The sequence below is a fragment of the Capnocytophaga felis genome (genome assembly GCF_009684755.1).
Taxonomy (GTDB): Bacteria; Bacteroidota; Bacteroidia; order Flavobacteriales; family Flavobacteriaceae; genus Capnocytophaga; species Capnocytophaga felis.
Window position 1 is genome coordinate 31,482 of record NZ_BLBC01000004.1, and the last position, 13,690, is coordinate 45,171.

A 13,690-nucleotide genomic window follows, 5' to 3' on the forward strand; every position below is an offset into this window, starting at 1 on the left:
CCCCTTTTTGACCAAGATATTTCTGTTAAAACGACTAATATTCCCCAACTTTTCTGGATTAATTCTTAAAAATGATCTTTTTCTAACCAATCATTTCTTTTCTTAAAATTTAACTTTTTTACAATCTAATTTTTTTATTAATTTTCTTTTTTATCAGGAGGATAACAAATAATCAAAAAAAACAATCAACCTAAAATCAATTAGTTAGCCACTTCACTAATGAATTTAATACGATACATACGAAGCTCATCATCTTCATAATCTCCATCAAATTCCTTGGAAGCTACTGAAATTTTATCTGTTTCGGCTTCCATAAAATAGTCGTGAAGCTCTTCTTGCTGTTCCTCATCAAAAATTTCGTCAATATAGTAACTGATATCCAGCCTTGTACCGCTGTAAACAATCTGTTCCAATTCCTTCAAAAACTCATCCATTTCCAGACCTTTTGCTTTAGCAATATCCGGTAAAGGTAACTTTCTGTCTATGTTCTGAATGATATACAATTTCAAAGAGGAATTAGAACCTGTGGTTTTTACTATCAAATCTTCGGCACGGAGAATATCATTTTCTTCTACATATTTGCCAATTAATTCAATAAATTCACTTCCATATTTTTTAGCTTTTCCTTCTCCAACTCCGTGAACATTAGTAAGTTCGGATATTGTAATTGGATATTTCAGAGCCATATCTTCCAACGAAGGGTCTTGAAAAACAACAAACGGCGGAACTCCTTTTTTCTTTGCAACCTTTTTGCGTAAATCTTTCAACATTCCTAAAAGGACTTCATCGGCAACACCACCTCCCGAAGTATTTACATCTTCGGCATCTTCTTCATAAACGTGGTCTTCAGTCATCATAAAAGATGTAGCATTTTCGAGAAAATTTCGTCCTTTATCTGTTATAAACATCACTCCATAAGTTTCTATATCCTTACGAATCAACCCACTAACCATAACTTGACGAAGTAATGCCATCCAATATAAGTCATCTTTATCTTTACCAATACCAAAAAAAGGCTGCTCATCAATTTTATGTGATTTTATCAATGCTGTTACCTTTCCTACCAGCGTATTTACGATTTCCTTGGCTTTGAATTTCTGTTTGGTTGATAGTATGACATTCAATAACTTAACTACATCATCCTTAGCTTCTTTCTTAACCTTTGGATGCCGTACATTGTCATCCATATCAGCTCCTTCTCCATTTACTTCATCAAACTCTTCTCCAAAATAATGCAGAATAAACTTACGGCGAGAACTTGAAGTTTCGGCATAGGCAACGATATCTTGCAACAAAGCCTGACCAATTTCTTGTTCGGCAATGGGTTTACCTACCATAAACTTTTCCAATTTTTCGACGTCTTTATAGGAATAGAATGCCAGACAGTGTCCTTCACCTCCATCACGCCCTGCACGTCCGGTTTCTTGATAATAACTTTCAATACTTTTCGGAATGTCGTGGTGAATTACAAAACGCACATCGGGCTTGTCAATTCCCATACCAAAGGCAATGGTAGCAACAACCACATCAACTTCTTCCATTAGGAACATATCCTGATGCTTAGCCCGAGTTTTAGCGTCCAATCCTGCGTGATACGGAACTGCCGTTATTCCATTAACTTGCAATGTTTGAGCAAGTTCTTCTACCTTTTTTCGACTTAAACAATAAATAATCCCTGATTTCTTGCTATTTTGTTTTACAAAGCGGATAATATCTGCATCTACATTTTTTGTTTTCGGACGTACCTCATAATATAAATTAGGACGGTTAAATGAAGATTTAAAAACATTAGCATCGGACATACCCAAGTTTTTCAGAATATCTTCCTGAACTTTTGGCGTAGCTGTAGCAGTCAATGCCACTATGGGAATATCCTCTCCCAATCGGTCTATAATAGTTCGTATATTGCGGTATTCCGGACGGAAATCGTGCCCCCATTCCGAGATGCAATGTGCCTCATCTACAGCCACAAATGATATAGGAATTGTTTTCAAAAAATTAGCGTACTCATCTTTTATTAAAGATTCGGGTGCTACATATAATAGTTTTGTTTTTTTATTACTGATATCATCCATCACCTCACGAATCTCGCTTTTGGTAAGTGATGAATTTAAAACATGTGCAACGCTATCTGTTGATGAAATCCCACGCATTGCATCTACTTGATTTTTCATCAGTGCAATTAACGGAGATATTACAATAGCCGTACCTTCCAACACCAACGCAGGAAGTTGATAACATAACGATTTTCCTCCTCCTGTTGGCATAATAACAAACGTATCCTTTCCGTCAATAACGCTTTGTATAATTTCCTGCTGATGCCCCTTAAAGCTGTCAAAACCGAAGTAATGCTTCAAAGCACTTTGTAAATCATTTTTAGCCGTTTCCATCTAAATTATATCTATATTTTATCTAACTTTGCGAACATAAAAGTACAACATTTTTTTTAATTGACAATAAAAAAAGTAAAAAAATTAATGAAAACTAAAAAAATCATAGAAATCGCAAGAAAAACAATTGAAGAAGAAGCTAAAGCAATATCAAATTTAGCTGATTTTATAGATGATAATTTTATAAAATCTGTTAATTGCATACTAAATTCAAAAGGAAGAGTAGTTATTACCGGAATTGGGAAAAGTGCCATTATTGCCAGTAAAATTGTAGCGACAATGAACTCAACAGGCACTCCCGCCATTTTTATGCACGCTGCTGATGCCATTCACGGAGACTTGGGTATCATTCAAGAGGACGATATCGTAATCTGTATTTCAAAAAGCGGAAACACTCCTGAAATAAAAGTACTCGTTCCTTTATTAAAAAGAGGCAATAATAAGCTGATTGCCATTACATCAAACAAAAATTCAGTGTTAGGACAACAAGCGGATTGCGTACTGTATGCTCACGTTGAAAAAGAAGCCTGCCCGAATAATTTAGCACCGACCACAAGCACCACCGCTCAGTTAGTTTTAGGAGATGCTTTGGCGATATGCCTACTGGAAATGAAGCAATTTGGCAGTAGTGATTTTGCAAAATATCACCCCGGAGGAGCTTTGGGCAAGCGTTTATATTTAAAAGTATCGGATATTGTGGCAAATAACCAAAAACCACAAGTTTCGCCTGAAACAGACATCAAAAAAGTAATTGTGGAAATTTCGGAAAAAATGCTTGGAGCTACCGCCGTAATTGACGGACAAAATATTATTGGCGTTGTAACGGACGGAGATATCCGAAGAATGTTGAGCAAAACCGATACAATAACAGGACTCACAGCAAAAGACGTTATGACTGCAAATCCCAAAACCATTGATTCAAACACCTTTGCCATTGACGCTCTTGACGTTATGGAAACAAACAAAATCACTCAATTATTGGTAACCGAAAATAACACATATATAGGTGTGGTTCATCTACATAATTTGGTACAAGAAGGTTTGATTTAATTTCCCCAGAAAATCCCATATAATTCATCAATTTATTGTATGGGATTTTTTTACAAAATTATTGATTTTGAGAAGAATAATTTTCAACTGCTTTTTTCAAAATAGAAAGTATTTTTCGGCGAAATCTACGAGGACTAATTACTTCTATTGAATTTCCAAATCCTAAAAACAAACGTTCTAATTCAAAATTATGACGGACGTTAATTTTAAAAATCGTTCCGTTCTCCTTTTCCTCTACAATAACTTGTGAATGATGAAAAGGTTTGGTTTTCACGTAATTTGCATTAATTCTATCTACAAAAAATATAATTTCCTCTATAGGATTTCCTTCCGAAACGGTTACTCCCACAACATCTTTGAAATATTCATCAGCATTTATATTTCTGTTAATATATGGAATATCAATCACTTTCAAATCTTCTATTCGGTCTAAAGCCAATGTAAGCAACGTTGTTTTATGATAGCACACTACAAACCAACGATTGTTAAATTCTTTCAGAAATTGTGGATGTACCTCTAAAACATTAACTTCCCGAGCTTTAAAAGACTTATAATGAATTTCTAACGCTTTTTTCTGTTGTATGGCTTTATAAATAGGGTCGATATATTCCAATCCTCGTAAAAATTCGTTTTTATCCAAATGAATTATTGTGGAATTTTGGCTATCTTTCCCAAAAACAGAATCTTCCAAACGATGAATAATTCCGTTCATATCTTTGAAAAAAGAAAAATCTTTGAATTCTTTTAACAATTGTATGGCATCTCCCATCAATTTTACATCATTCTGTGATATTGGTGTATTTTTAATACTATAATTCGGGTCAGAATATCTATAATATTTATTTTCAAACACTTCAATCGGGGCGTTATATCCCATTTTATCGCTTCTCATATTTTGAATATCCAACTGAACGGTGCGTTTGCTCACCATATCATCTTTGCCTTCATACTCGTAAAGAGCCTCTGAACAAGCATCAATCAAATCCTCCAAAGTCCAGCGTCTTCCGGTATTTCGCAAACACTCATCAATGGTTTTGTATCGGATAAGTGCATTTTTATTGGTAGCCATAATTCATTGATTTTAAGATACAAAAAATATTTTTCATCATTTCTGAAACTTAAAAAAATTTATAAAAATATTTTGACCGATTCAGAAAAATCACTTTACTTCTCTTTCACAAAGAACGTAAAAAGCATATAAATACACAAATTGATTCCAAAAATTTTTCAGTGATAAATACAATCTAAAAACCTTTTATTACCAAAAATATTTGTATAATATCTATTTTTTTTTGACCTTTGTCGTATTTCAATTTAATTTACTTAGGTATTATGAAGATATTAGTATGCATAAGTAGTGTTCCTGATACTACCTCAAAAATAAATTTCACAGATGAAAATCGTAAATTCGATTCTAATGGCGTTCAATTCATTATCAACCCTAACGACGAATACGGACTTACCAAAGCAATTATTCTGAAAGAAAAACTTAAAGCTTCCATCACGCTGGTTAATGTGGGAACTGCCGAAACGGAACCCACCTTGCGAAAGGCTTTTGCCCTTGGTGCTGATGATATTATACGCGTCAATGCTGTTGCTTCTGACGGATTTTTTGTGGCTTCACAAATTGCTAAAATTGCCAAAGAAGGTAATTACAACCTGATTATCACCGGAAAAGAATCCATCGACTACAACGGAGGAATGGTAGGCGGAATGATTGCAGCCCTTTTAGATTATCCTTTTGTAAACAAATGTACGGATTTGGAAATTGATGGAAATTCCGTATCTGCCGAACGTGAAATTGATGGTGGAAAAGAAAAAATTGCTGTAAAACTTCCTGTTGTTATCGCCGGGCAAAAAGGTTTAGTACACGACAAAGATTTACGCATTCCAAATATGAGAAATCTTATGGCTGCCCGAACTAAACAAATTACTGTTGTAGAAGCTGAAAATTCAGAAAACAAAACAAAAACCATTGGTTTTGAAAAACTTCCGGCCAAGCAACCCGTAAAAATGATTTCTCCTGATAACTTAGATGAGTTAATCAACCTCCTGCATAATGAAGCAAAGGTAATATAACAATCAAAAAATTGATTTACTGAACATTAAAATCAAAAATCTCTCAAAAAAATAAGAAAATGTCAATATTAATATATGTCGATTCCGAAAATGGAAAATTGAAAAAATCTGCTTTTGAGGTGGCTTCTTACGCGAAAGCCATTGCAGACAAGCAGAGTACATCCGTCACAGCTGTTGCAATAAATGTTGATGATGTCGAAACTTTAGGAAATTATGGAGTTAATAAAGTGATACGCATCAAAGATGAAAAGTTAAATCACTTCTCCCCGAAAGCATATTCTTCTGTTTTAAAGCAAGTTGCAGAAAAAGAAAATAGCCAAACTATTATACTTAGTTCTTCCTCCAACTCAAAATCAATAGCTCCGTTTTTGGCTATTGCACTAAAAGCTGGTTATATTTCAAATGTAATCTCACTTCCTGAAAATAACGACAATTTTGCCGTAAAAAGTAATGTTTTCTCAAACAAAGCCATCAGTATAACAAAAATCACTACAACTAAAAAAGTGATTAGCTTGACCGGAAATGCTTATGGATTAAAAGAGAACCCTGTGAACACTTCCGTAGAAGATTTTTCTCCTTCGTTGGCTGAAAATGACTTCAATATTACGGTAAACAGCACCGAAAAAAATAGTGGGAAAGTTTCTTTAGATGATGCTTCTATTGTTGTTTCAGGCGGAAGAGGATTGAAAGGACCTGAAAATTGGGGAATGATTGAGGAACTGGCTGAAGTTCTGGGAGCTGCAACTGCTTGCTCAAAACCTGTTGCCGATATGGATTGGCGTCCTCACGAAGAACACGTAGGACAAACAGGAAAACCAATTGCCACCAATTTATATATCGCTATCGGAATTTCAGGAGCCATACAACACTTAGCCGGCGTGAATGCTTCAAAAGTGAAAGTTGTCATCAACACTGATGAGAACGCTCCTTTTTTCAAAGCTGCCGATTACGGTGTTGTTGGTGATGCTTTTGAAGTAGTTCCAAAGTTGATTGAAAAATTAAAAGCTTTTAAAGAATAATTAAAAACATATCAGAAACAAAAAAACTCGCAAAAAATTGCGAGTTTTTTTATTAAGTTTTTCATTTCAAACTATATTTTATAACTGTGAGCCTTTATTAAAAAGCTGTTGCATTATTTCTTTTCCTCCTGAATTAAGAACTTTTTCAGCACATTTTTTCCCGAAATTTTCAAATTCCTTCTCACTTATTCTTTCACAAATATAGACCTTTTTTCGTCCATCTAAAGAAAATAACGCTCCTTCAAAAAGAATTTCCCCTTCCTCGATTTGAGCAAATGCACCAATTGGGGCGGTACATCCTCCTTCAAGTGTTCTTAAAAATTCACGTTCTATATGTGTACAAATATCTGTATGTAAGTCATTTAATCTTGAAACTGCTTCACAAGAAAATGCATCTTCCTCATTTACAACCACAACCATTGCCCCTTGTGCCGGTGCCGGAATCATCCAATCCAAAGCAATGTGATTTTCAGGTTTTTTGTTAATTCTTTCCAAACCCGCAGCAGCAAAAATGGCTCCATTCCAATTATTTTCTTGCAATTTCTGTAATCGTGTATTTACATTTCCCCTCAAATTTTCCACCTTATGATTTGGATATTTATGCAACCATTGTGCTTTTCTTCGCAAACTTCCGGTGGCAATCGTAGCTTCTGTTTGCAGAAAATCCAAACTATTTTTATACACCAAAATATCACGTACATTAGCTCGTTTCAAAACGGCTTTTTGCACAATTCCCTTTGGTAATGAAGTTGGTACATCTTTCATACTGTGTACTGCAATATCCACTTTTCCTGTTATCATAGCCACGTCCAGAGTTTTGGTAAAAATCCCAGTAATTCCCATTTCGTACAAGGGTTTATCCAATACCAAATCACCATCGGATTTTACCGAAATTATTTCTGTTTGGTAGCCTAATTCTTCCAATTTACTTTTAACAGTATGAGCCTGCCAAAGGGCAAGCTCACTATCACGAGTTCCAATACGGATTATTTTTGTCATCTTATTGTTTTTTATCCTTCAACTACTTCTAATTGAAATACTTGTTGCATCCAATTAATACTTTCTTCTGATGCTTGCGAATCTTTTAAATGATTCACAAAGTGTGTAGTTATTTTTTGAATAATACGACTGCTAATTATTTCAGCTTGTTGTTCATTAAAATCTTGAATCTTTTTGCGTTGGAAATCCAATTCTGCTAATTTCAAACTTTCCAACTTTGATTTCAGGGCTTGAATCGTTGGTGCAAACTTCCTGTTATCAAGCCATTGGAAAAACTCAGCCTTTACTTCCTCAATAATATTCAAAGCATCAGGTACGGCTTCTTTCCTACGTTCAAGAGCTTCGTCGGTAAGTTTGGAAAGAGCGTCCATATGAATCAGAGTTACTCCTGAAACTTTCTGAACATCTTCATCTACATTTTTCGGAATAGATAAATCTAAAATAAGAATCTCTTTGTTTTCAGGAATAAGTTCCTTATATACAGTAGGTTGAGAAGCTCCGGTTGCCACTACAAGTACATCTACCTTTGCAATCTCAGGTTTCAGGTCGTCATAATTTTTTACCACCAAATCAAATTTTCCTGCCACCTGTTCGGCTTTTTCCCTTGTGCGATTAATCAGCGTAATATGCTTATTTTGAGTATGTTTAATTAAATTTTCACACGTATTTCTACCTATTTTACCCAACCCAAAAAGCAATATATTTTTGTTTGAAACATCAGGAACATTCTTCAAGATGTATTGTACCGCAGCAAAAGAAACTGAAGCAGCACCGGAAGAAAGCATCGTTTCATTCTTAATTCGCTTGCTGGCATTAATTACGCTGTTAAGAAGACGCTCCAAGAAAGAATCAGTCAGTCCTTTTTCTCTTGAAAGTGAGAAACTTTGCTTTATCTGACCTATGATTTCAAAATCACCTAATATTTGGCTATCCAATCCTGTCCCAACCAAAAATAAATGTTGCACTGCATCACGGTTTTTGAATACAAAACCTACATTTTGAAAATCATCAACCGAACCATTTGAAAATTCACAAAGTAACTGAATCAATTGAAAAGGATGCTCGGCATATCCATATAACTCAGTGCGATTGCACGTTGAGATCACTAACAGTTCTTCAATGTTTTCGCTTTTCGCCTTATCCAACAAAAGTCCCTTATTTTCAGCAGACAAACTAAATAAGCCTCGCATTGAAGCATCAGCCTTTTTGTAGCTTAACCCAATGCAATAGAAACTCTTATTCTTAGAAACATTGTATTGATTCATAAATTATTCTCCGTTTTCAAGGGCAAAAATAACAACATACAGAAAATAAAAATAACGCTAGAGGAACTTTTTTTGTCGTCTTGTGTATGTGTTTCATTTTTTTGTTTTATATTTGCATGTATCTTAATAATTATCAGAATAATATATAAAATAAACACAACAAAATATAGAATAAATCTAAATAAATTTATATGGAAAATTTGGAACTTTTATTTTCAAAAAATACCGCAGAAAGTACCCAAAGTGTGCTTATCATTGATAAAGATATTATCTTCATCAAAACGGAGAATGACACTGGCAAAAATATTGAATTCAAAAAAGATATTAATCAGAATTTTATTCAAATTCACTTCAATATCAATGGATTATCAGAATTTTTATTCAATGAAGGACATTACAAAATTCCGCTGAATAATGAACGGATGTTATTGCTTTACAACCCTCAAAAAGCACTTCCGTTACATCAAGTTACGGCTCCGAAGTCACAAATTATCTCGCTTTTAATTTCAATTCATAAATTTCATTCTTTATTTTCGAGTGAAGCCGGACATATTGACTTTTTAAGTTTGGAAAACAAAGATAAAAAATATTACAACGAGGACAAGATTTCACCTGCGATGATGGTGGTTTTGCACCAAATGTTACACGCCAATTTTCAGAAAAACCTACAGCCACTCTATATGAAAGCCAAAGTGTACGAATTGTTGGCTTTATATTTCAATCGTTCCAATGAAGCTGATATTGAGCAATGTCCGTTTCTGGCAGATGAAGAAAGTATTTCAAAGATACATAAAGCCAAGGAGATAGTTATCAGCCGCATTGCCGAGCCTCCGAGCTTGCAAGAGCTTGCCAATGAAATAGGCTTGAATATCAAAAAATTAAAAGAAGGATTCAAACAAATTTACGGCGACTCCGTTTATGCATTTTTATTTGACTACAAAATGGAAGTTGCCCGAAAAATGCTGGAAAGCAAAGATATGAATATCAACGAAGTAAGTATCAAAGTAGGATACAGCACTCCCAGTCATTTCATTGCTGCCTTCAAAAAAAAATACGGCATCACTCCGAAAAAATATATCCGAAATATCAATTAACAAAAAAGAGCCTTTAATAATAAAGGCTCTTTACTATTTTCAGATAATGATATTACTTACCTTTCAACTTACCATAAATAAGAAGAACAATAAGTGCCCCTACTACGGCAAGTACCATACTACCTAAATCAAAGCTATCTACTTTACCCCAACCTAACGCAGTACCAATAAATCCTCCTACAAAGGCTCCTACTACACCAAGTATGATGGTAATAATTATGCCTCCTCCTTGCTTACCAGGCATAATAAACTTAGCTAAAGCCCCTGCGATGAGACCAAAAATAATCCAACTAAAAATTCCCATAATGATATATTTTAAAAAATTAGACAATATCCTTACATCAAAAATCATACCAGAAATTCAATCAAATAATTATCTGCAAAAATAATTATTCATAACAAAGGTATTCTACTATATTATAAATCCGTTGAACATTTACAATAAACCACTGATTTACAATATATTCAATTAATATTAAAGATAATTTGCTATTTTTAACCGCTTTTGCTAACCACTATAATTATTTAAAGCTTCAATAATAATATCGCAACCTTCTCTGATTTCTTCCTCACTCAAAGTTAATGGCGGAGAGAGACGCACAGCACGCATTTCAAAGAGTAACCAATACACAATCAACCCTTTATCTTGACAGTAAAGTACCACGTGATTGGCAATTTCAGCTGATTTTACAATAATTGCCAACATCAATCCCTTTCCGTTAATACTCTCAATAAGTGGATGTTGCAAATATCTTCGAAATAATTTTTCTTTCTCTAATGTTTGTTCCATCAAATTAGTGGATAAAAGTTCCTGCAAAGTTGCCAATGATGCTGCCGCAATCACAGGATTTCCGCCAAAAGTGGTAATGTGTCCCAACTTCGGAGAATGAGACAGTAATTTCATCAGTTTGTGTGAAGAAACAAAAGCCCCCACCGGCATTCCGCTTGCCATTCCCTTTCCGATGGCTATAATATCCGGCACAAATCCATAATTCTGAAAACCAAATAGTTTCCCCGTCCTTCCGAATCCGGGCTGAATTTCGTCAATGATAAGCAATGCTCCCACTTCCTCACAACGTTTTTTAACTTTCAGAAGATAATCATTTTGTGGCTCAATAAATCCTGCCCCACCTTGAATACTTTCTAAAACTACACCAGCTGTACGATGCGTAATTTTCTGTATATCAACTTCATTATTAAATTCGATAAAATCTACATCAGGAATAAGTGGACGGAAAGGTTGCTTGCGTTCTTCATATCCCATCAAACTCATTGAACCTTGTGTATTTCCGTGATAAGCGTTTTTCGCCGCTATCATTTGCGTGCGTCCGGTGGCTCGTTTTGCCAATTTTACCGAACCTTCAATAGCTTCCGTTCCGGAATTTACCAAATAGGTAGTATCCAGATTTTCAGGGAGATGCTCTGCTAATAATTTGCAGAAATCCACTGCGGGTTTTTGAACATATTCTCCATAAACCATCACGTGCATATAGGTTTCTGCCTGATTTTGAATGGCTTTCACTACCTTCGGATGGCAATGCCCGAGCGTACAGGCAGAAACTCCCGCTACGAAATCAAGATATTTTTTGCCGTCGGTGGTGTAAATATAACTGCCTTTTGCGTGAGAAACTTCCAACAACATCGGCGAAGGCGACGTTTGAGCCTGATATTTTAAAAAATCGCTTTTTTGTGTCATAGATGTCTGTATTTCAAAGAGCAAAATTAGCTTTTTAATACATAATGTACAAATGAGAAAAAGATTTTTATCTATTGGAATATTTCAAATATTGAAACAAAACAAAAACAGTATTTCTTTATTAATAATTAGGTAAAATACTATATTTGTGCGTGAATAAATATCTAATATATAGTTCTATTATGAGAAATTATTCTTTATTATTTAATTCTTCTTTCTTAAAAAAGTCATAAAAACCTTCCATAAATAAATAATTGCAGTTCGGAAGCCTTATAAATAGATTTCCAAACTTCTTTTTTGTAGTTCCGAACCCACTATAATAGGGTTCAGAAGTGTATTTAACCACTTCTAAACTATATTTTATACCCTTCAGAAACCTATTTTATACCCTTCAGAAACCTATTTCATACCTCTCTGAACTGTATTTAATATCCTTTTGAACCATATTTATACCTCTCAAAAAACTATTTTATACTTTCCGAAACTCTATTTTTGTTTCCTTTATGCCCTTACAACTCGTTTTCTAATTCTAAAAATATACTTGCAATGGTAAAATTTGTTGCAGGTTGCAATTTCTTTTTTCATTTATTTTTCTACCTTTGGCGTGATAAAAAACAACTTCAATATTTATTCGATAATACCCATTCTATGGAAATTACACAGAAAAAAATAGAAGAACTCGCTCCTAATGCGGAAGCAGCTAAAAAAGGACGCGATTTAGCAAAAAAGAACAAATTTGCCAATTTGAAAATTTCGGCAGAAAAAAACTTAATTTGGGGAGAATGTGCCGGAAGCGGAAAAAATCCGTACTATTGTTCGGCAGACTATGTTGATGCCAACAACCCCGTATTTCGTTGCAATTGCCCCAGCAGGCAATTTCCCTGCAAACACGCCATCGGGTTGCTTTATTGTTATGAATCAGACGATAAAGCTTTCATCACAGCCGATATTCCTGAAGATATTCTTTCAAAACGAGAAAAAATAGAAAAAAAACAGGAAAAGAAAGCTCAAGAAAAAGAATCCATCAAGGAAAAAGCTGAAAAACCAAAAAAAATTAATAAAAATTCTTTCATTAAAAAAACAGATACGCAACTTGCAGGAATTCAGTTGGGTCAAAAAATACTGAAAGACATCGTTCAAACGGGGCTTTCTTCAGTTGATGCAAAATTCCGACGCACCTTACAATCTCAAATAAAGGAACTTGGAAACTACTACATTGGCGGAATTCAATCGGCTTTCAATAATCTTCTTTTGGAATTGGAAGAGGTTGCTAATGAAGAATATACATCTGTAGTAAATCAAATTAATTATTTATCTGCTTTATTGAAAAAATCCACGGATTACCTTAGTAAACGAAAAGAAAATCCTGACGAAAACCCTGAATTGGATTCTGCCATAGAAGAGCAAATTGGCTATGTTTGGAAACTCGTAGAATTAATGCAATATGGGCTATATGAGGAAAATGCAGAATTAGTGCAACTTTCATTCAACAGTTATGACAACGAAGCAAGGCGAGAATACGTTGATGAAGGCATCTGGCTGAACCTAAAAACAGGAAAAATATACAAAACAAAAAATTATCGTCCGTACAGAGCTGCAAAATATATCAAAGAAGATAATAGCCAGTTTGATGTGTTGCAAATCAAAGATTTATACATCTATCCCGGCGACCAAAATCCGCGTATTCGTTGGGAAAATGAAGGAGTTACGGAAAGAAAAATCACAGAAGCAGACCTTAAAACTATCATATCACTATCCGCTGAAAACTACGTTGATATGATTAAATCGGTAAAAAACACAATAAAAAATCCGCTAATGGATAAACATCCTGTGATGCTAATTTCCATAAAGAAATGTTATTTGAATGGAGAAAATTTAGTCGTTGAGGATAAAAATGGTAATAAACTAACTCTCAAGGACATTGATGACCAAAAAATATCTTCGGCAACCAATCTGAAAGCCATTTTGCCTTCAAATACGGAAGGCTTTGCCTTAACGGTTATGATGAATAATGATGTGCAAAATGGGCTACTTTCAGCACAACCAATGTCACTGATAACAAATGATAAAATCATCCGATTGCTATACTAAATCTAAA

Annotated in this window: 11 protein-coding genes; 5 read left to right on the forward strand and 6 right to left on the reverse strand. The window is 34.4% G+C overall.

Features of this window, described 5'->3' with window-relative positions; translation table 11 throughout:
- Positions 1-200 precede the first annotated feature (200 nt).
- Positions 201-2,390, reverse strand: coding sequence for a DNA helicase RecQ (recQ, locus tag GN105_RS01095; RefSeq protein WP_155283611.1), 2,190 nt, complete (start codon positions 2,388-2,390; stop codon positions 201-203).
- Between the two features lie 87 nt (positions 2,391-2,477).
- Here recQ and GN105_RS01100 point away from each other — a divergent pair, with 87 nt between their 5' ends.
- Positions 2,478-3,440: a KpsF/GutQ family sugar-phosphate isomerase gene (locus tag GN105_RS01100; protein ID WP_155283612.1), complete on the forward strand. Its 963-nt coding sequence runs from the start codon at positions 2,478-2,480 to the stop codon at positions 3,438-3,440.
- 58 nt (positions 3,441-3,498) lie between these two features.
- Here the strand turns inward: GN105_RS01100 and GN105_RS01105 are convergent, their stop codons facing one another.
- Positions 3,499-4,509, reverse strand: coding sequence for a helix-turn-helix transcriptional regulator (locus tag GN105_RS01105; protein WP_155283613.1), 1,011 nt, complete (start codon positions 4,507-4,509; stop codon positions 3,499-3,501).
- 263 nt (positions 4,510-4,772) lie between these two features.
- Here GN105_RS01105 and GN105_RS01110 point away from each other — a divergent pair, with 263 nt between their 5' ends.
- Together GN105_RS01110 and GN105_RS01115 are read left to right on the forward strand one after the other, a co-directional pair.
- The gene (locus tag GN105_RS01110) at positions 4,773-5,519 is read left to right on the forward strand and encodes an electron transfer flavoprotein subunit beta/FixA family protein (protein WP_155283614.1); all 747 of its coding nucleotides are present in this window, start codon (positions 4,773-4,775) and stop codon (positions 5,517-5,519) included.
- A 59-nt stretch (positions 5,520-5,578) separates the two neighbouring features.
- Entirely contained in the window at positions 5,579-6,538 is a 960-nt protein-coding gene (locus GN105_RS01115) for an electron transfer flavoprotein subunit alpha/FixB family protein (RefSeq protein ID WP_155283615.1), read from the forward strand.
- A gap of 78 nt (positions 6,539-6,616) precedes the next feature.
- Here GN105_RS01115 and hemC read toward each other — a convergent pair whose 3' ends face one another.
- Together hemC and hemA are read right to left on the reverse strand one after the other, a co-directional pair.
- Complete coding sequence (gene hemC, locus GN105_RS01120) at positions 6,617-7,537, reverse strand: hydroxymethylbilane synthase (RefSeq protein WP_155283616.1); 921 nt, start codon at positions 7,535-7,537, stop codon at positions 6,617-6,619.
- A gap of 11 nt (positions 7,538-7,548) precedes the next feature.
- Positions 7,549-8,802, reverse strand: coding sequence for a glutamyl-tRNA reductase (gene hemA / locus GN105_RS01125; RefSeq protein WP_155283617.1), 1,254 nt, complete (start codon positions 8,800-8,802; stop codon positions 7,549-7,551).
- Between the two features lie 191 nt (positions 8,803-8,993).
- Between hemA and GN105_RS01130 the strand changes: the two genes are divergently transcribed.
- Entirely contained in the window at positions 8,994-9,896 is a 903-nt protein-coding gene (locus tag GN105_RS01130; protein WP_155283618.1) for a helix-turn-helix domain-containing protein, read from the forward strand.
- Positions 9,897-9,948: 52 nt separating this feature from the next.
- Here the strand turns inward: GN105_RS01130 and GN105_RS01135 are convergent, their stop codons facing one another.
- Positions 9,949-10,140: a GlsB/YeaQ/YmgE family stress response membrane protein gene (locus GN105_RS01135; RefSeq protein WP_444542100.1), complete on the reverse strand. Its 192-nt coding sequence runs from the start codon at positions 10,138-10,140 to the stop codon at positions 9,949-9,951.
- Positions 10,141-10,404: 264 nt separating this feature from the next.
- A complete protein-coding gene (locus tag GN105_RS01140) occupies positions 10,405-11,592 on the reverse strand; it encodes an aspartate aminotransferase family protein (protein WP_155283619.1) in 1,188 nt (395 codons plus the stop codon).
- A 648-nt stretch (positions 11,593-12,240) separates the two neighbouring features.
- On the opposite strand from GN105_RS01140, the gene GN105_RS01145 reads away from it, so the two are divergent.
- A complete protein-coding gene (locus GN105_RS01145; RefSeq protein ID WP_155283648.1) occupies positions 12,241-13,683 on the forward strand; it encodes an SWIM zinc finger family protein in 1,443 nt (480 codons plus the stop codon).
- The last annotated feature ends 7 nt before the right edge of the window (positions 13,684-13,690 follow it).

Coding starts and splice junctions, on each gene's coding strand:
- recQ (WP_155283611.1), bottom strand. CDS start 2,390: ATGGAAACGGCTAAAAATGATTTACAAAGTGCTTTGAAGCATTACTTC.
- GN105_RS01100 (WP_155283612.1), top strand. CDS start 2,478: ATGAAAACTAAAAAAATCATAGAAATCGCAAGAAAAACAATTGAAGAA.
- GN105_RS01105 (WP_155283613.1), bottom strand. CDS start 4,509: ATGGCTACCAATAAAAATGCACTTATCCGATACAAAACCATTGATGAG.
- GN105_RS01110 (WP_155283614.1), top strand. CDS start 4,773: ATGAAGATATTAGTATGCATAAGTAGTGTTCCTGATACTACCTCAAAA.
- GN105_RS01115 (WP_155283615.1), top strand. CDS start 5,579: ATGTCAATATTAATATATGTCGATTCCGAAAATGGAAAATTGAAAAAA.
- hemC (WP_155283616.1), bottom strand. CDS start 7,537: ATGACAAAAATAATCCGTATTGGAACTCGTGATAGTGAGCTTGCCCTT.
- hemA (WP_155283617.1), bottom strand. CDS start 8,802: ATGAATCAATACAATGTTTCTAAGAATAAGAGTTTCTATTGCATTGGG.
- GN105_RS01130 (WP_155283618.1), top strand. CDS start 8,994: ATGGAAAATTTGGAACTTTTATTTTCAAAAAATACCGCAGAAAGTACC.
- GN105_RS01135 (WP_444542100.1), bottom strand. CDS start 10,140: ATGCCTGGTAAGCAAGGAGGAGGCATAATTATTACCATCATACTTGGT.
- GN105_RS01140 (WP_155283619.1), bottom strand. CDS start 11,592: ATGACACAAAAAAGCGATTTTTTAAAATATCAGGCTCAAACGTCGCCT.
- GN105_RS01145 (WP_155283648.1), top strand. CDS start 12,241: ATGGAAATTACACAGAAAAAAATAGAAGAACTCGCTCCTAATGCGGAA.